The 18132-nt window shown below is 71.7% G+C and carries 14 protein-coding genes and 1 pseudogene; 3 read left to right on the forward strand and 12 right to left on the reverse strand.

Annotated elements, in window-relative coordinates; all coding sequences use genetic code 11:
• Positions 1-5: 5 nt before the first annotated feature.
• The 8 genes from G3I41_RS18725 to G3I41_RS18760 all read right to left on the reverse strand — a co-directional run bounded on the left by G3I41_RS18725 (position 6) and on the right by G3I41_RS18760 (position 9266).
• Positions 6-1217: a phosphoglycerate kinase gene (locus G3I41_RS18725; protein WP_164401363.1), complete on the reverse strand. Its 1212-nt coding sequence runs from the start codon at positions 1215-1217 to the stop codon at positions 6-8.
• A gap of 111 nt (positions 1218-1328) precedes the next feature.
• Entirely contained in the window at positions 1329-2339 is a 1011-nt protein-coding gene (gap, locus tag G3I41_RS18730; RefSeq protein WP_073968324.1) for a type I glyceraldehyde-3-phosphate dehydrogenase, read from the reverse strand.
• Between the two features lie 260 nt (positions 2340-2599).
• Positions 2600-3589 (reverse strand): DNA-binding protein WhiA, encoded by a 990-nt coding sequence (whiA, locus tag G3I41_RS18735; protein ID WP_018104603.1) that lies wholly within the window; start codon positions 3587-3589, stop codon positions 2600-2602.
• Positions 3580-4614, reverse strand: coding sequence for a uridine diphosphate-N-acetylglucosamine-binding protein YvcK (yvcK, locus tag G3I41_RS18740; RefSeq protein WP_164401364.1), 1035 nt, complete (start codon positions 4612-4614; stop codon positions 3580-3582). Before yvcK ends, whiA begins: the two co-directional genes overlap by 10 nt.
• A complete protein-coding gene (gene rapZ, locus G3I41_RS18745; protein WP_164401365.1) occupies positions 4611-5591 on the reverse strand; it encodes an RNase adapter RapZ in 981 nt (326 codons plus the stop codon). Before rapZ ends, yvcK begins: the two co-directional genes overlap by 4 nt.
• The gene (gene uvrC / locus G3I41_RS18750) at positions 5588-7630 is read right to left on the reverse strand and encodes an excinuclease ABC subunit UvrC (protein WP_164401366.1); all 2043 of its coding nucleotides are present in this window, start codon (positions 7628-7630) and stop codon (positions 5588-5590) included. The genes rapZ and uvrC overlap by 4 nt, the downstream gene beginning before the upstream one ends.
• A gap of 114 nt (positions 7631-7744) precedes the next feature.
• Positions 7745-8608 (reverse strand): hypothetical protein, encoded by an 864-nt coding sequence (locus G3I41_RS18755; RefSeq protein WP_164401367.1) that lies wholly within the window; start codon positions 8606-8608, stop codon positions 7745-7747.
• 4 nt (positions 8609-8612) lie between these two features.
• Positions 8613-9266 (reverse strand): papain-like cysteine protease family protein, encoded by a 654-nt coding sequence (locus G3I41_RS18760; RefSeq protein WP_164401368.1) that lies wholly within the window; start codon positions 9264-9266, stop codon positions 8613-8615.
• A 226-nt stretch (positions 9267-9492) separates the two neighbouring features.
• Between G3I41_RS18760 and G3I41_RS18765 the strand changes: the two genes are divergently transcribed.
• Positions 9493-10419, forward strand: a complete 927-nt coding sequence (locus G3I41_RS18765; RefSeq protein WP_164401369.1) for a hypothetical protein — start codon at positions 9493-9495, stop codon at positions 10417-10419.
• Between the two features lie 25 nt (positions 10420-10444).
• Here G3I41_RS18765 and G3I41_RS18770 read toward each other — a convergent pair whose 3' ends face one another.
• A complete protein-coding gene (locus G3I41_RS18770; RefSeq protein ID WP_164401370.1) occupies positions 10445-10873 on the reverse strand; it encodes a Rieske (2Fe-2S) protein in 429 nt (142 codons plus the stop codon).
• A 234-nt stretch (positions 10874-11107) separates the two neighbouring features.
• Entirely contained in the window at positions 11108-14113 is a 3006-nt protein-coding gene (gene uvrA / locus G3I41_RS18775; RefSeq protein WP_164401371.1) for an excinuclease ABC subunit UvrA, read from the reverse strand.
• Between the two features lie 176 nt (positions 14114-14289).
• Between uvrA and G3I41_RS18780 the strand changes: the two genes are divergently transcribed.
• Together G3I41_RS18780 and G3I41_RS18785 are read left to right on the forward strand one after the other, a co-directional pair.
• Entirely contained in the window at positions 14290-14979 is a 690-nt protein-coding gene (locus G3I41_RS18780; protein ID WP_164401372.1) for a maleylpyruvate isomerase family mycothiol-dependent enzyme, read from the forward strand.
• 29 nt (positions 14980-15008) lie between these two features.
• Complete coding sequence (locus tag G3I41_RS18785) at positions 15009-15665, forward strand: MBL fold metallo-hydrolase (protein ID WP_164401373.1); 657 nt, start codon at positions 15009-15011, stop codon at positions 15663-15665.
• A 31-nt stretch (positions 15666-15696) separates the two neighbouring features.
• Here the strand turns inward: G3I41_RS18785 and G3I41_RS18790 are convergent, their stop codons facing one another.
• Both G3I41_RS18790 and G3I41_RS18795 read right to left on the reverse strand, forming a co-directional pair.
• Positions 15697-16680 carry a TerC family protein gene (locus G3I41_RS18790; protein WP_164401374.1) on the reverse strand — a complete coding sequence of 328 codons (984 nt, stop codon included), beginning with the start codon at positions 16678-16680 and terminating at the stop codon, positions 15697-15699.
• A 287-nt stretch (positions 16681-16967) separates the two neighbouring features.
• Positions 16968-18132: pseudogene (locus G3I41_RS18795) on the reverse strand (export associated protein); the annotation flags it as partial.

Consider the following 18132-nt stretch of genomic DNA (forward strand, 5'->3'; position numbering starts at 1 on the left):
AAAGGTCAGTCCTCCAGAGCGGCGAGGCCGGGAAGCGTCTTGCCCTCGAGGTATTCGAGGCTGGCGCCGCCACCGGTCGAGATGTGTCCGAACGCGTTCTCGTCGAAGCCCAGGATGCGGACCGCGGCGGCGGAGTCGCCACCGCCGACCACGCTGAAGCCCGAGGAGTCGACGAGGGCCTGGGCGACGGCCCGGGTGCCCTCGGCGAAGTCGGGGTGCTCGAAGACGCCCATCGGGCCGTTCCAGAAGACGGTGGCCGCGTCGGCGAGCTTCGATGCGTAGAGCTTGTTGGTCTCCGGACCGTTGTCCAGGCCCATCTGCCCGGCCGGCATGGCGTCGGCGGCGACGGTCTCCGGGTGGGCCGGGGCCTTGGTCTTCAGGTCCGGGAAGGCGGGCGCGACGACGACGTCGACGGGGAGCACGAACTCCACGCCCTTCTCCTCGGCGCGCCGCAGGTACTCCTGGACCGCCGGGATCTGGTCCTCCTGGAGCAGCGAGCTGCCGACCTCGTGGCCCTGGGCCTTGAGGAAGGTGTACGCCATGCCGCCGCCGATCAGGATGCGGTCGGCGCGCTCCAGCAGGTGGTCGATGACGCCGAGCTTGTCGGAGACCTTGGCACCGCCGAGCACGACGGCGTAGGGGCGCTGCACGTCGTCGGTGAGCTTCTTCAGGACGCCGACCTCGGTGGCGATGAGGTCGCCGGCCGCGTGCGGAAGACGGGCCGGGAGGTCGAAGACCGAGGCGTGCTTGCGGTGGACGGCACCGAAGCCGTCGCCCACGTACAGGTCGGCGAGCTCGGCGAGCCGGTCCGCGAAGGCGCCGCGCTCGGCGTCGTCCTTGGAGGTCTCGCCGGGGTTGAAGCGGAGGTTCTCGATGACCGCGACCCGGCCGTCGGTGAGCGCGGCGACGGTGGCGCGGGCGGACTCGCCGACCGTGTCCGTCGCGAAGGCCACGTCGGCGCCGAGCAGTTCGCCGAGCCGGGTGGCGGCGGGGGCCAGCGAGAACGCCGGGTCCGGGGCGCCCTTGGGGCGGCCCAGGTGCGAGGCGACGACGACCCGGGCGCCGGCCTCGGCCAGCTTGCGGACGGTCGGGGCCACGGCGCGGATGCGGCCGTCGTCGGTGATGGTGGTGCCGCTGAGCGGCACGTTGAGGTCGGCGCGGACGAATACCCGCTTGCCGGCGACCCCTTCGGCGAGAAGTGCGTCGATCGTCTTCATCTGTCTGGACTCCTTGGAGGACGAGTGAGCATGCGAGGGGGCTCGAACAGCGCAGCGTCGCGCTGTTCGAGCCCCGTGCTCACATCGAGATGCCTGCCGGTGCGGCGGTGCTCAGAGCTGGCCGCCGACGAAGACGGTGAGGTCGACGAGACGGTTGGAGTAGCCCCACTCGTTGTCGTACCAGCCGAGGATCTTCACCGTGTTGCCCTCCTGGACCATCGTCAGGGAGGAGTCGAAGGTGCAGGACGCCGGGTCGCTGACGATGTCCGAGGACACGATCGGGTCCTCGGTGTAGTACAGGATGCCCTTGAGGTCGCCGTCGTCGGCGGCCTTCTTGAACGCGGCGTTGACCTCGTCCTTGGTGACCTCGCGCTGGAGGGTCACGACCAGGTCGGTGGCCGAGCCGGTCGGGACCGGGACGCGCATCGCGATGCCGTCGAGCTTGCCCTTGAGCTGCGGCAGGACCAGGGCGGTCGCCTTGGCGGCGCCGGTCGTGGTCGGGATGATGTTCTCGGCGGCGGCGCGGGCGCGGCGCAGGTCCGAGTGCGGGAAGTCCAGGATGCGCTGGTCGTTGGTGTACGCGTGGACCGTCGTCATGAGGCCCTTGACGATGCCGAAGTTCTCGTCCAGAACCTTGGCCATCGGGGCGACGCAGTTGGTCGTGCAGGACGCGTTGGAGATGACGTGGTGGTTGGCCGCGTCGTACTTGTCCTGGTTGACGCCCATCACGATGGTGATGTCCTCGTCCTTGGCCGGAGCCGAGATGAGGACCTTCTTCGCGCCACCGGCGATGTGCTTCTCGGCGTCGGCCTTCTTGGTGAAGATGCCGGTCGACTCGATGACGATGTCGACGCCCAGCTCACCCCAGGGGATGTCGGCCGGGTTGCGCTCGGAGAGCACCTTGATGGTGTGGCCGTCGACGGTGATGGTGTCGGCGGTGTGGCTGACCTCGGCCTTCAGACGACCCAGGATGGTGTCGTACTTCAGCAGGTGGGCCGTGGTCGCGGTGTCACCCAGGTCGTTGACAGCCACGATCTCGATGTCCGCACCCTGCTCCAGCAGCGCGCGGAAGTAGTTACGACCGATGCGGCCAAAGCCGTTGATGCCTACGCGGATCGTCACGAACCGATCTCCTCGTTAGGTACGCCGGTTTTCGACGCCGGCGAGTTGTATGGGATGTCCCCGACCGCCTCCGACCCTACCTCTCCGGAGCCGCCGGGGTGACATCGAGCGGGGCCGGAAAGAGCGCGAAAGGCCCGTACTCCCCAGTAGGGGTACGGGCCTCCGGCTGCCGCGCGGCCTTCGTCGCGGCGATTACGCAGCGTCAACGGCCGCGGGCCGACCGGCCGTTCCCCTCCCGGGGCGCGGGCCGCGGGTCCCGCTCAGCCGACCAGGCCGTCGGCCAGCTCTTCGCTGAGAGTGGATTCCGTGCCGGGAATGCCCAGGTCCTGGGCGCGCTTGTCGGCCATCGCCAGGAGCCGGCGGATGCGGCCCGCGACCGCGTCCTTGGTCAGCGGCGGGTCGGCGAGGGCGCCCAGCTCCTCCAGCGACGCCTGCTTGTGCTCCATGCGCAGCCGCCCCGCCGCCGCCAGGTGCTCCGGGACCTCCTCGCCCAGGATCTCCAGGGCGCGGCCGACCCGGGCGCCCGCGGCGACCGCGGCCCGGGCGGAACGGCGCAGGTTCGCGTCGTCGAAGTTGGCGAGGCGGTTGGCGGTGGCCCGGACCTCGCGGCGCATCCGGCGCTCCTCCCAGGCCAGCACCGACTCATGGGCGCCGAGCCGGGTGAGCAGGGCGCCGATCGCGTCGCCGTCGCGGACGACGACCCGGTCCACCCCGCGCACCTCGCGCGCCTTGGCGGCGATGGAGAGCCGGCGGGCGGCGCCGACCAGGGCCAGCGCGGCCTCCGGGCCCGGGCAGGTCACCTCCAGGGAGGAGGAGCGGCCCGGCTCGGTGAGCGAGCCGTGCGCCAGGAACGCCCCGCGCCAGGCGGCCTCGGCGTCACAGGTGGCCCCCGAGACCACCTGCGGGGGGAGACCGCGGATGGGGCGGCCCCGGCCGTCGACGAGCCCGGTCTGGCGCGCCAGCTGGTCGCCGCCCGCCACCACCCGTACGACGTAGCGCGAGCCGCGCCGCAGGCCGCCGGGGGCCATCACGATGAGCTCCGAGCTGTGCCCGAAGATCTCCAGGATGTCCCGCTTGAGCCGGCGCGCCGCCATCGCGGTGTCCAGCTCCGCCTCGATCACGATCCGGCCGCTCACCAGGTGGAGGCCGCCCGCGAACCGGAGAATCGCCGAGACCTCTGCCTTCCTGCAGCAGGTCCGGGTCACGGGAAGCCGGGAGACTTCGTCCTTCACCGCCGGCGTCATCGCCATGGGCCGATCCTTCCATGCATCCGAAAAATACGGTCGTACGCGGCGGCCAACAGCTCCGGATCATGGATCGGAACGCCGTCGGGTGAGGCCACGGGCGCCAGCTCGACCGCGGCACCGAGCCGTTTGGCTGCGTCGGCGAGGGATTCGCGGTCGGGCACGGCGGCCTCGTCGGCCAGCACCACGTCCAGGGCGAGTTTAGGGGCGTGTCGTCCCAAAACCTCCAAATGACGCTGCGGTGAGAAGCCTTCTGTTTCGCCGGGCTGCGGTGCGAGATTCAGCGAGAGGACCTTGCGGGCCTTCGTCTCGATCAGCGCGTCCAGCAGTTCGGGGACGAGCAGGTGCGGGATGACCGAGGAGAACCAGGAGCCGGGGCCGAGGACCACCCAGTCCGCGTCCCGGACCGCGGCGGCCGCCTCGGGGACGGCCGGCGGGTCGGCCGGGACCAGGTGCACGGACTGCACCTCGCCGGGGGTGAGGGCGACGGTGGCCTGGCCGCGCACGGTGTCCACGTCCTCCGGGCGGTCCGGGTCGTGGCCCTTGACGAGGGCCTGGAGCTCCAGCGGCACGGCGGACATGGGCAGCACCCGGCCGTGCGCGCCGAGCAGCTTGCCGACCAGGTCCAGGGCCTGGACGTGGTCGCCCAGCTGCTCCCAGAGGGCGACGATCAGCAGATTGCCGACCGCGTGCTCGTGCAGGTCGCCCTTGGACTGGAAGCGGTGCTGGATGACCTGGGCCCAGGTCTGGCCCCACTCGTCGTCGCCGCACAGGGCGGCCAGCGCCTTGCGCAGGTCGCCCGGGGGCAGAACGCCCAGCTCCTCGCGCAGCCGCCCGCTGGAACCGCCGTCGTCGGCGACGGTGACCACGGCGGTGAGGTCGCCGGTGATCCGGCGCAGCGCGGTGAGGGAGGCCGACAGGCCCCGGCCGCCGCCGAGGGCGACGACCTTGGGCTGGGCGCCGCGCTTGCGCACGGAGAGTGCGGGCGCCGCGCCCCGCAGCCGGCGCAGGCGCAGATTGCGACTGGTCACTCGCGCCCCATGTCCCTGTGTACGAGCACGGTCTCGATCCCCTCCGTGGCGAGCCGGGCCGCCAGCTTCTCGGACATGGCCACCGAACGGTGCTTGCCGCCCGTGCAGCCCACCGCGATGGTCACATAGCGCTTGCCCTCGCGGCGGTAGCCCGCGGCGACGAGCTGGAGCAGTTCGGTGTACTGGTTGAGGAATTCCTTGGCGCCGGGCTGGTTGAAGACGTACGAGGAGACCTCCTCGTTGAGTCCGGTGAACGGGCGCAGCTCCGGCACCCAGTGCGGGTTCGGCAGGAAGCGGCAGTCGACCACCAGGTCGGCGTCGACCGGCAGGCCGTACTTGAAGCCGAACGACATCACGGTGGCGCGCAGCTCCGGCTCCTCGTCGCCGGCGAACTGGGCGTCCATCTTGGCGCGCAGCTCGTGGACGTTGAGGCTGGAGGTGTCGATCACCAGGTCTGCGTCGCCGCGCAGCTCGCGCAGCAGGTCGCGCTCGGCGGCGATGCCGTCCACGATGCGGCCGTCGCCCTGGAGCGGGTGGGGGCGGCGGACCGACTCGAAGCGGCGGACCAGCGCGTCGTCGGAGGACTCCAGGAAGACCACCCGGCGGGTGACGCCCTTGGCGTCCAGGTCGGCGAGGGATTCGCGCAGGTTGTCGAAGAAGCGGCGGCCCCGCACGTCGACCACGACGGCGATCCGGGCCACGTTGCCCTGGGAGCGGGCGCCGAGCTCCACCATGGTGGGGATCAGCGCGGGCGGCAGGTTGTCCACGACGAACCAGCCGAGGTCCTCCAGACACTTGGCCGCGGTGCTGCGCCCGGCGCCGGACATGCCGGAGATGATCACCAGCTCCGGGATGGCCGCGGCGGAGTCGCCCGTCTCGGTCGGGGTGCCGGTACTCACGTGTGCTGCTCCGTCTGCTCGGTCCGTGCGGTCGTGCCCGTGTTCGTGCTCGTGCTCGGTCTGTTCGTGCTCGGTCATGTCGTGCTGCCCCCGTCGTCCTCTTCCATGATCTCTCCTGTGGCCGTGTTCACGGCGGGTGCGGCCGGGGCGGCCGCCGCGAGGGCGACGGCCACGGACTCCGCTGTCCTGCGGCCTATCCCGGGAACCTCGCAGATCTCCTCGATTGTCGCCTGCCTCAGCTTCTTGACGGAGCCGAAATGTTTGATCAGGGCCTGCTTCCGGGTGTCCCCGAGACCGGGGACGGCGTCCAGCGGGCTGGCGCGGATGCGCTTGGCCCGCTTGGCGCGCTGGTAGGTGATGGCGAAGCGGTGCGCCTCGTCGCGGACGCGCTGGAGGAGGTACAGGCCCTCGCTGGAGCGGGGCAGGACCACCGGGTCGTCGTCATCGGGCAGCCAGACCTCTTCGAGGCGCTTGGCGAGGCCGCAGACCGCGATGTCGTCGATGCCCAGCTCGTCCAGGGCCCGCTTGGCGGCGGCGACCTGCGGCTGCCCGCCGTCCACGACGAGGAGCTGCGGCGGGTACGCGAAGCGCTTGGGGCGGCCGTCGTCCTCACGGGACTCCCCGGCGGCCGGGGCGTCCCCCGTGCCGTCGCCGTCGCCCGGGACCGCCGGAACGGGACCGGTGGGCGCCGGGGTCTCCTCCCACTCCCCCGTGCGCTCCTTCTCCTGGAGGTAGCGGCGGAAGCGGCGGCTGATCACCTCGTGCATCGAGCGGACGTCGTCCTGCCCCTCGAAGCCCTTGATCTGGAAGCGGCGGTACTCCCCCTTGCGGGCGAGGCCGTCCTCGAAGACCACCATGGACGCCACCACGTCGTCGCCCTGGAGGTGGGAGATGTCGAAGCACTCGATGCGCAGGGGGGCGGTGTCCAGGTCCAGGGCCCCGGCGATCTCCTCCAGGGCCCGGGAGCGGGTGGTCAGGTCGGATGCCCGCTTGGTCTTGTGCAGACCGAGCGCCTGCTGGGCGTTGCGCTGGACCGTGACCATCAGGTCCTTCTTGTCGCCGCGCTGCGGGATGCGCAGGCTGACCTGGGAGCCGCGCCGGTCCGCGAGCCACTGGGAGACCGCCGCGGGATCCTCGGGCAGGGCGGGGACCAGGACCTCCTTGGGGACGGCGTCGCCGCTCTCCTCGCCGTACAGCTGCTGGAGGGCGTGCTCCACGAGGCCGGAGGTGTCGACGTTCTCCACCTTGTCGGTGACCCAGCCGCGCTGGCCGCGGACCCGGCCGCCGCGCACGTGGAAGATCTGGACGGCGGCCTCCAGCTCGTCCTCGGCGACCGCGATGAGGTCGGCGTCGGTGGCGTCGGCGAGGACGACGGCGCTCTTCTCCATCGCGCGCTTCAGGGCCTCGACGTCGTCGCGCAGCCGCGCGGCCCGCTCGTACTCCATCTCCTCGGCGGCCGCCATCATGTCCTTCTCCAGGCGGCGGATGTAGGTGCCGGTGCGGCCGGCCATGAAGTCGCAGAAGTCGTCGGCCAGTTCGCGGTGTTCCTCGGGGGTGACGCGGCCGACGCAGGGGGCCGAGCACTTGCCGATGTAGCCGAGGAGGCAGGGGCGGCCGGTCCGCTCGGCGTTCTTGAAGACTCCGGCGGAGCAGGTGCGGACGGGGAAGACGCGGAGCATCAGGTCGACCGTCTCGCGGATCGCCCAGGCGTGCCCGTACGGACCGAAGTAGCGCACGCCCTTCTTCTTGGCGCCGCGCATCACCTGGACGCGGGGGAACTCCTCGTTGAGCGTGACCGCCAGGTAGGGATAGCTCTTGTCGTCGCGGTACTTGACGTTGAACCGGGGGTCGAACTCCTTGATCCAGGAGTACTCCAGCTGGAGCGCCTCGACCTCGGTGGCGACGACCGTCCACTCCACGGAGGCGGCCGTGGTCACCATCGTGCGCGTACGCGGGTGGAGGCCGGAGAGGTCCTGGAAGTAGTTGGCCAGGCGCTGGCGCAGGCTCTTGGCCTTCCCGACGTAGATCACCCGGCGGTGTTCGTCGCGGAATTTGTAGACCCCCGGGGAGTCGGGGATCTGTCCCGGCTTGGGGCGGTAGCTGGAGGGGTCTGCCATGCTCCCCACCCTACTTGCGGGCAGTGACAGCGCGGGGGGCTCGGATGGCGCCGCGCTCCGGGACGGGGGTGGGGAGCACCTGTCCCGGAGCGCGGGGTCGTGGGGCCGGGCGGGTCATCCGGTCCGGCGGCGGCTCCTGAGGCGCAGGGCGGTGACGCCGCACAGGGCGAGCACGGCGGCGGCGCCCCCGGCGGCCGCGGTGGAACCGGCGGTCGGGGCGGGCCCGGTGGTGGGGCGGGCGGCGACGGCGGGGCCGGAGCCCTTCCCGCCGGCGGGCTCCGCCTCGGGCCCGTAGCCGCCCGCCTCGCCCTCGCGGGCGTACGCGGAGCCGGGGAGCTTGTCCGCGTAGGCGGCGTGGACCCGGGTGCGGTAGGCGGACAGCGTCGTCCCCCGCTTGCCGACCGCCCGGACGGCGTCCCGGTCGAGCGGGAGGACCCGGTCGCCCTTCTGCACGTACCAGGCGTCGATCTGGGGCTCGTGGAAGACGGTGCCGCCGGGCAGCTTCCGGGCACCCGCCTCGGTGTAACGGGCCTCGTCGTCGCCGGTGGCGATGTTCACCACCCGCATCCCGCCGTCCTTGCCGGGTTGCGGCAGTGTCCAGAGCGACGCCTTCCGGCCGTCCGAGGAGACGGCGGTGCTGGCCAGGTAGTCGAGGGAGGCGACGGGGGCGCCCGGCTCGCCCGCGACGAAACCGGCGGACAGGGTGCGCACGGGCACGGCCTCGCCCTCGATGCGGGGTGCGGCGGCCTTCTCGGTGACGGCGCCCTCGCGGGCGAAGAACCGGGAGAGGGTGTTCAGGGTGGTGGCGTCGGTGGCCGCCTCGTGGGCCGCGGCCAGGGCGGCGGGACCGGCCTGGGGGCCGTCGGCGGCGACTGCCCGGGGGGCGGTGGTGAGCAGGGCCGCGCCGGCGAGGACACCGGCGGCGGCCAGGGAGGCGGCGAGGGGGCGGCGCACAGGCCGGGAACCGGTGGTGGTCATGGCGTCACGCTCCGATCCGGTAGAGCGAGTGGGTCCAGGAGAACTCGCTGTTGTTCACGTACCAGGCGTGCGAGGCCCAGTTGTACCGGTTGCTGGAGGGCCAGGGGTCGCCCCAGTAGACGAGGCTGTCGGCGTCGTCGTAGCCGTACAGGACGTGCATGTGACCGCCGCCCGACGACCACTGGATGCGGGTCTCGACCGGGCGTCCGGCGGCTATCTCGGTCTGCACGGTCGAGTAGCGCAGCCAGCCGCTGACGTACGAGCCGGGGGTGATGCCCGCCCAGTACAGGCCGTTCCGGACGTCGCCGAGCGTGGCCTGCGAGTTGGGGCACTCGTAGCCCTGGGCGCGGCCGAAGGCGGCGTTGCAGAACTGGTTCTGGCTGTAGTCGCGGCCGTACCAGGTGGCGATGGTGTTGCCGGACGCGGCCCAGCACCAGTTGGTCTTCTGCTGCGCCTGCATGGTGATGTTCAGCCGCCTGGTGGCGGCGAGGGCGGCCGACGGGGCGGAGGGCGCGGTCGGGCCGGCGGTCCGGACCGGGGCGGTGGCGGTGCGGGGCTGGTCGGCGGCGGTGGCGGTCGCCGTGGGGACAGCGAGCAGCAGGGCGGCCAGTACGGCTGTCGCCGACAGCCGGGCCGGCCTGGTTCCTGTGGGGCGCATGGCGTTCCTCCCGGGGCGGGGGGTGGGGTTCCGAGGAGCGCGTCCGGACGCTGTGGAGGAGCATCAACCGTTGTCGGGGACGGGTCAACACGCTTGAATGCGGGTGAACACCGCGGTGTGAACGCCCGGGGCCGAGGTGTGAACGCGCGCCCCCGGCCACCTGCGGACCGGCCCCCGCCGGCGCGGCCTCGTGCCCGGCCGGCGTGAACGTTCACCTGGAGGATCCATGCGGCACACCGAGGCCGAACTGGCGCAGGTGCTGCACACCGGACCGTTCCACCTGGCCCTGCGCACCGCGCTGTCGGTGCGCGGGCTGCCGCTCCAGCGGGTCCGGCACCATCTGGCGCACCGGGGGATCACGCTCGGCGTGACCAGCCTGAGTTACTGGCAGCAGGGCGCCCGCCGCCCGCAGCGTCCGGAGTCGCTGCGCGCCGTGAAGGCCCTGGAGGAGGTGCTCGCCCTGCCGCCGGACTCGCTGCTCGGCCTGCTGGACGCCGAGGAGCCCCGCCCGGACACCGAGCGTCCGCCCGCGCGCACGTACCGCTCGCTGGTGGAGACGTCCGGGGTTGTGGAGCGCCTGCTCGCGGACCTGGAATCACCCGCGGACGGCGGGCTGCACACGGTGGGCCATCAGGAGCGGGTACGGATCGGGCCGGGGCGCCGGATGCAGCAGCGGACCTCCCAGCACGTGGTGCGCGCCCACCGGGACGGCATCGACCGCTATCTCGCGGTGTACGTCGGGGACCCGGGGTGCGACCCGGCGCGGGTCGCGGTGAGCGCCCGGGAGAACTGCCGGACGGGCCGGGTCCGCTGGGACCGGGAGACGGGGGTGCTGGTCGCCGAGCTGCTGTTCGACACCCGGCTGCGGGCGGGCGACACGTACCTCTTCGGCTACGGCTTCGAGGACGGCACGGGCGGGCCCTGCGGCGAGTACCTGCGCGGCTTCACCTTCGGCGGCGGGCAGTACGTGCTCCAGGTCGGCTTCGCCGAGGAGGCGCTGCCGGTACGCTGCCGGAGCTTCGCGCAGGCGTCGGCGGGGGCGCCCCGGGGCGCCCGGGCGGAGCTCACGCTGACCGGCCGGCACCGGACCGTGCATCTGGTGGAGCAGGGGGTACGGCCGGGTCTGGTGGGCATCGACTGGGACTGGGAGTAGGCCCGCGGGCGGGGCGGGAAGCGGCTCAGGCGTCCGGGCCCGCGATCAGCTTTCCGCCCTCGACGCGGACCGGGACGGCGGGCAGCGGCACGGTCGCGGGGCCGTGCAGGGCCTTGCCGGTCGTCGTGTCGAAGCGGCTGCCGTGGCAGGGGCAGTGGCCCTCGTTCTTCTCGACCTTGTCCAGCAGGCAGCCGGCGTGGGTGCACTGGGCGCTGAACGCCTTGAACTCCCCCTTCGCCGGGCAGGTCACGACGACGCGCTGCTCGCGGTAGAGCTTGGACTGGCCGACGGGGATCTCGTCGGGCGCGCCGAGCTCGACGGGGGCGGTGGGGGTCGGCGTCTGGGCGTGGCCGAGCTTCGAGTCGGTCGAGCAGGCGGCGGCTCCCAGCCCGGCGACGCCCGCGAGAGCGGCGCCCTTCAGCACGGTGCGGCGGGCGGCGGGCTGGCCGGACATGCGGTCTCCACGGGTCGGGCGGTCAGATCGGGGACCGTGCCGGAGCTGCCCGGGGGTGGCCGCGGCATCGGTGACGTAACCGACGATACCGGCGGAGACGGACGGTCCCGCGCGCGGGCCGGTCGTGGTCGGTCGTGGCCGCCCCGGCCGGTCGGAGGGACGGCCGGGCGGGAACGCGGCGAGGCGGCGGCCCCTGTCGTGGGGGGCCGCCGCCTCGTACCGCGTGTCCCGGGGTCAGCTCTTCCGGGCGCGGGCCGTCTTCTTGGCGGCCGTCTTCTTGGCCGTCTTCGCCGTGGCCGTCCTGGTGGCCGAGGCCGGCTTCGAAGCGGCCGTCTTCTTCACGGCCTTCCTGCCCGCCGGCTTGCGGGCGGCCGGGACGGCGGCCTCGCTGATCCGGTCGGCGTCCAGGATGTCCTGGAGGAACTTCCCGGTGTGGCTGGCGGGGGCGCCCGCCACGAACTCCGGGGTGCCCTCGGCGATGACCAGGCCGCCGCCGCTGCCGCCCTCGGGGCCCATGTCGACCACCCAGTCAGCGGTCTTGATGACATCGAGGTTGTGCTCGATGACGATCACCGAGTTCCCCTTGTCGACCAGGCCGGAGAGCACCTTGATCAGCTTGGAGATGTCCTCGAAGTGCAGACCGGTGGTCGGCTCGTCCAGGACGTAGACGGTGCGGCCGGTGGAGCGCTTCTGGAGCTCGCTGGCGAGCTTGACCCGCTGGGCCTCACCGCCGGAGAGCGTCGGCGCGGACTGGCCGAGCCGCACGTATCCGAGGCCGACCTCGTTGAGCGTGCGCAGATGGCGGGCGATCGTGGGAACGGCCTCGAAGAACTCCAGGCCCTCCTCGATGGGCATGTCCAGCACCTCCGCGATGGACTTCCCCTTGTAGTGGACCTCCAGGGTCTCCCGGTTGTAGCGCGCACCGTGGCAGACCTCGCACGGGACGTACACGTCGGGCAGGAAGTTCATCTCGATCTTGATGGTGCCGTCGCCGGAGCAGTTCTCGCAGCGGCCGCCCTTGACGTTGAAGGAGAACCGGCCCGGCAGGTAGCCGCGGACCTTGGCCTCCATCGTCTCGGCGAAGAGCTTGCGGACGTGGTCGAAGACGCCGGTGTACGTGGCCGGGTTGGACCGGGGCGTACGGCCGATGGGCGACTGGTCGACGTGCACCACCTTGTCGACCAGGTCGTCCCCGTCGACCCGGGTGTGCCGGCCGGGTACCGACTTGGCGCCGTTCAGCTCGCGGGCCAGGTGGGTGTAGAGGATGTCGTTGACCAGCGTCGACTTGCCGGAGCCCGAGACGCCGGTGACGGCCGTCAGCACGCCGAGCGGGAAGGAGACGTCGATGTCCCGGAGGTTGTTCTCCCGGGCGCCGTGCACCGTGAGCAGCCGCGAGGGGTCCACGGGCCGCCGCACCTCGGGCACGGGGATCGACCGCTTGCCGGTCAGGTACTGCCCGGTGACCGACTTGTCGTTGGCCAGCAGTTCCTTGAGCGAGCCGGAGTGGACGACCTTGCCGCCGTGCTCACCGGCGCCGGGGCCGATGTCGACCACCCAGTCGGCGACCTTGATGGTGTCCTCGTCGTGCTCCACGACGATGAGCGTGTTGCCCATGTCCCGGAGGCGGACCAGGGTCTCGATCAGCCGGTGGTTGTCGCGCTGGTGCAGTCCGATGGAGGGCTCGTCCAGCACGTAGAGCACGCCGACGAGGCCGGAGCCGATCTGCGTGGCGAGCCGGATGCGCTGGGCCTCGCCGCCGGACAGGGTGCCCGCGGCGCGGTTCAGCGAGAGGTAGTCCAGGCCGACGTCGACCAGGAACTTCAGCCGCTCGTTGACCTCCTTGAGGACCCGCTCGGCGATCTTCTTGTCGCGGGCGTTCAGCTTGAGACGGCCGAGGAATTCGGCGCACTCACTGATGGACATCGCGGAGACCTCGGCGATGGACCTCTCCATCACCGTGACCGCGAGGACGATCGGCTTGAGCCGGGTGCCCTCACAGGTCGGGCAGGGGACCTCGCGCATGTACCCCTCGAAGCGCTCCCGGCTGGAATCGCTCTCGGCCTCGGAGTGCCGCCGCTTGACGAACTGGACGGCGCCCTCGAAGGACGGGGTGGTGTAGGCGCGCTCGCGCCCGTACCGGTTGCGGTAGCGGACCTCGGTCTGGATCTTGTGGCCGTGCAGCAGGGCCTTCTTGGCGCGCTGCGGCAGCCCGGCCCAGGGGATGTCCGTACGGAAGCCGAGGGCTTCGGCCAGGGCGTTGATCTGGCGGCCGAAGTACTCCTTGGTGTGGCCGTGGGACCAGGGGTGGATGGCGCCCTCGTCCAGGGACTTCTCCTCGTCCGGGACGATCAGCTCCGGGTCGACCTCCATGCGCGTACCGATGCCGGTGCAGTCGGGGCAGGCGCCGAACGGGGAGTTGAAGGAGAACGAGCGCGGCTCCAGCTCCTCGAAGGAGAGGTCGTCGTACGGGCAGTAGAGGTGCTCCGAGTACATCCGCTCGCGCTCGGGGTCGTCCTCGGGGAGGTCCACGAAGTCGAGCACGACCATGCCGCCGGAGAGGCCGAGCGCGGTCTCGACGGAGTCCGTCAGCCGGCGCTTGGCGCTGTCCTTCACGGTGAGGCGGTCGATGACGACCTCGATGGTGTGCTTCTCCTGCTTCTTGAGCGTGGGCGGCTCGGAGAGCTGGATCGTTGCGCCGTCCACCCGGGCGCGGCTGTAACCCTTGGTCTGGAGGTCGGAGAACAGGTCCACGAACTCGCCCTTGCGCTCGCGCACCAGCGGCGAGAGCACCTGGAAGCGGCTGCCCTCGGGCAGGCCGAGGACCTTGTCCACGATGGCCTGCGGCGACTGGCGCGAGATGGGGCGGTGGCACTCGGGGCAGTGCGGCTTGCCGATCCGGGCGAAGAGCAGCCGGAGGTAGTCGTAGACCTCGGTGATGGTGCCGACCGTCGAGCGCGGGTTGCGCGAGGTCGACTTCTGGTCGATGGAGACGGCGGGCGACAGGCCCTCGATGAAGTCGACGTCCGGCTTGTCCATCTGGCCGAGGAACTGCCGCGCGTACGAGGAGAGCGACTCCACGTAGCGCCGCTGGCCCTCGGCGAAGATCGTGTCGAACGCGAGCGACGACTTGCCCGACCCGGAGAGCCCGGTGAAGACGATGAGGGAGTCGCGGGGGAGGTCGAGCGAGACGTTCTTGAGGTTGTGCTCGCGAGCGCCACGGACGATGAGACGGTCGGCCACGCCGGTCCGCACCTTTCTAGAGAGAAGCGGGGGAACTGAGCCCCTCGCCCAGGGTATGGGGGGCGCCACAGCGGTGTACGAAGCTTTCGACTTCGAGCGTATAGCACGCACATTCGAATTGCGGACGGCTGAGAACTCCTTCACCCGAACGAGTGGTCGGGGCTAGGCTCGGCCCCATGACTGATCATGCGCACGACCTGGCAGCACTCCGGGAAGCGACGGATCGACTGCTGGGAGCCACCGAAGGACTGAGCGACGCGGCGCTGTCCGAGCCGTCACGGCTGCCGGGCTGGAGCCGCGGCCATGTCATCGCGCACGTCTCACGTAACGCCGACGCGCTCGCAAATGTTCTCCGCGGGCTGCCGATGTACGCAGACAGCGAAACCCGCGACCGCGACATCGAGCGGGACGCCCCCCGGACCCATGTGGCGCAGCTGGCCGACCTGACCGCCAGCGCGGCCCGTTTCGTCGAGGCGGCGGCCGAGCCCGGGGACTGGTCGCGCACGGTGACCCTGCGCAACGGTGTGACGGACTCCGCCTCCCGCGTGCCGTTCCGGCGCCGCGTCGAGGTGGAGCTGCACCACGTCGACCTGGGCGTCGGCTACGAGCTGGAGGACCTGCCGGACGAGTTCACGGCACGGGAGATCGACTTCCTGGCCGAGCGGTTCGCCGGGCACCCGGAGGTCGTGTCGACCGCGGTGGCCGACGACACCGGGCGGGTGTGGACGACCGGTGGCGGCGCGGAGGGGGGACCGGTCGGGGTCCGGGGCACGGCGCCCGAGCTGCTGGGCTGGCTCAGCGGGCGGCGCGACGGCTCGGCCCTGAGGGTCGAGGGCGGACCGCTTCCGGCACTGCCCCCGCTGTAGGCCGCCGCCCCCGCTATAGGCTGAGGAACATGACGTACAGCGGAGCGGTCAGGGTCGGCGGGCCCGCCGACGTGCACGAGCTGACGGATCTGATGATCTCGAAGGTCGCCGTCGGCCCGATGGACAACAACGCCTATCTGCTGCGCTGCCGGGCCACCGGCGAGCAGCTGCTGATCGACGCGGCCGACGAGGCCGGGACGCTGCTGCGGCTGATCGGTGACGACTCGATCCTCTCCGTCGTCACCACCCACCGGCACCGCGACCACTGGCGGGCGCTGGGCGAGGTGGTCGCGGCGACCGGGGCGCGCACCTACGCGGGCCGGTTCGACGCCGAGGGCATCGAGGTGCCGACGGAGGTCCTGGTGGAGGACGGCGACACGATCCGGGTGGGCGAGGTGGCGCTCACCGCCCGCCAACTGACCGGTCACACCCCGGGCTCCATCAGCCTCCTGTACGACGACCCGCACGGAGCGCCGCACCTGTTCACCGGGGACTGCCTCTTCCCCGGCGGCGTCGGCAACACGCAGAAGGACCCCGAGGCGTTCGCGAGCCTGCTGCACGACGTGGAGACCAAGCTCTTCGCGCCCCTGCCGGACGAGACCTGGGTCTACCCGGGCCACGGGCGCGACACCACGCTGGGGGACGAACGGCCCCACCTGCCCGAGTGGCGCGCCCGGGGCTGGTGAGGCGGGGCCGTCCGTCCCCGTACCGCAGCGGCTAGACGCGGTCGCCGGTCTTCGCCTCCCGGGCCTCCGCCTCGGCCTTCTTCCTGTTGGCCATGAGGCTGGTGATCGTGGTGATGATCAGCACCCCGCAGATCACGCCGAGCGAGACCGGGATGGAGATCTCGGGGACGTGCACCCCGGACTCGTGCAGCGCGTGCAGCACCAGCTTGACGCCGATGAAGCCGAGGATCACCGACAGCCCGTAGCTGAGGTGGACCAGCTTCTCCAGCAGACCGCCGATCAGGAAGTACAGCTGGCGCAAGCCCATCAGGGCGAAGGCGTTGGCGGTGAAGACGATGTACGGGTCCTGGGTGAGGCCGAAGATCGCCGGGATGGAGTCCAGCGCGAACAGCACGTCGGTGGTGCCGATGGCGAGCATGACCACCATCAGCGGGGTCATGACGCGCTTGCCGTTGGTGCGGATGAAGAGCTTGGTGCCATGGTACCGGTCGGAGACGCCGAAGCGGCGCTCGATGCTCTTCAGGAGGCGGTTCTCCTCGAACTCCTCGTCCTCGTCGTCGGCCCGCGCCTCCTGGATGAGCTTCCAGGCGGTGTAGATCAGGAACGCGCCGAAGATGTAGAAGATCCACGAGAAGTTGGCGATGACCGCGGCGCCCGCGGCGATGAAGACCGCCCGCAGTACCAGCGCGATCAGCACACCGATCAGCAGCACCCGCTGCTGGAGGTGGGAGGGCACCGAGAACTTCGCCATGATCAGCACGAAGACGAAGAGGTTGTCGACGCTGAGCGACTTCTCGGTGATGTAGCCGGCGAAGAACTCGCCCGATGCCTGGCTCTCGCCGAAGACGAGCAGCCCGAGGCCGAAGAGGGCGGCCAGCACGATCCAGACGATCGTCCAGATCCCGGCTTCCTTGGTCGACACGTCATGGGGCTTGCGCCCGATGAAGAAGTCGACGGCGATGAGGGCGCACAGACCAAAGATGGTCAGCGCCCAGAGGGTCCATGAAACGTCCACTGCGCCTCCGGCAGTTCGCTACGGGCTACTGATCAGCGTCGTCGCTGCCGGAGGTCTCTTCCACCGGGCGCGCGGGCTGCGCACCGGGCCGGCGCCCCGGGACCGGTCACAGTCCGTACTGACGGGAACGCCGCGTATGGGAGTACTCCCCTCCGCTCCATGAACGGTACAGGAAATACCAAAGAAAGGTAAAGAGAAGCCTAAAAAATCTCCAAAAGCGCAGGTCGGAGGCGCTTTGCCTCATGCTTGACGAGGACTTGCCGCGCTGTACGGGGACGAGCGGCGGCTCAGCGGGACCCGGTGCGGCGGGCGTGGGCCACCCGCTCCAGCACCTGGTCCAGGACCGCGCTCCCCGGCGGCGTCCTGGGCGGCTCGTACGTCCACGCGTGGCCGACCCAGGGGTCGGCCAGATGGTCGTCGGCGACCGGGGTGACCCGGAGCAGCGAGCGCCACAGCGGGTCCAGGACCGGGCCGTACTCGGACGCCTCCTCCCGGTCCGCGACCATCATGAGGTGGACGCCCACCGAGGGCCCCTCGTCGGCGAGGTAGCGGAGCTGGGTCACCGCCCGGTCGTCGAAGCCGTGCGGGAAGTCGTTGACGATCAGCAGCTGCTCGGCCGGGTCCACGTCCGGCGGCAGCGAGTCGGCGGCACCGGCCCGGATCGCCATCTGCACGAGGTCCACCCGCCGGGTGAGGTGGGCGAGGACCGCGGAGACGCCCTGGGCCCCGGCGGCGGGCGGCGAGGGCAGCACCCCGGAGCGGACCAGCGGGGCGAGCGCGCCGGCGGCCGAACCGGCCGGGTCGATGACGTGGACCGTGAACTCGTTCGGCGGGTAGACCGCCAGCAGGCGGGCCGCGTGCAGCACGGCGGTCTCCATCGCCAGCCGGCGCAGCTGGTCCGTGCCGGTCAGCGCGGCGGCCTCGGAGGCCGTGCGCCCGCTGTCGATCCACATGCCCCGTTCCAGCGGCAGCCGGACGAGGAGCGGGATGCGCAGGTCGGCCCGCTCCGGGAGGTGGAGGTCGCCGATGCGCAGCGCCATGGGGATCTCCATCGGCACCCGGTGGCCGTGCCAGACGGGGTTGTCCCAGCCCGCGTAGGGGGCCGGGAGCGCGGGCTCCACGACGGCGGACTCGGCGGCGAGCTGGGCGAGGTCGCGGTCCAGGGACTCCCGGGCGCGGCCGGTCAGCTCGTCGCGCTTGGCGCGGGCCTCCTCGCGGGCCCGGTCGCCCGCTCCCCCGATGCGGCTGCGCGGGTCGGACAGGGCGCGCTCCAGCTCCTGGTCCATCCGGGACTCGGCGAAGTCGACGGCGCTGCGGTAGGCGGCGACGGCCCGGGCCAGGTCCTCGAACATGCCCCACACCTGGTTGTACAGGCGCTCGTCCATGGACCAGCCGGTCGCGTCCCCGGCGACCGGCTGCGCGGGCTGCCCCGGCCGGGCGGGCGGCGCGGCC

Origin of the sequence: Streptomyces sp. SID9727, assembly GCF_010550605.1 — a bacterium.
In the GTDB taxonomy this organism is placed as follows: domain Bacteria; phylum Actinomycetota; class Actinomycetes; order Streptomycetales; family Streptomycetaceae; genus Streptomyces.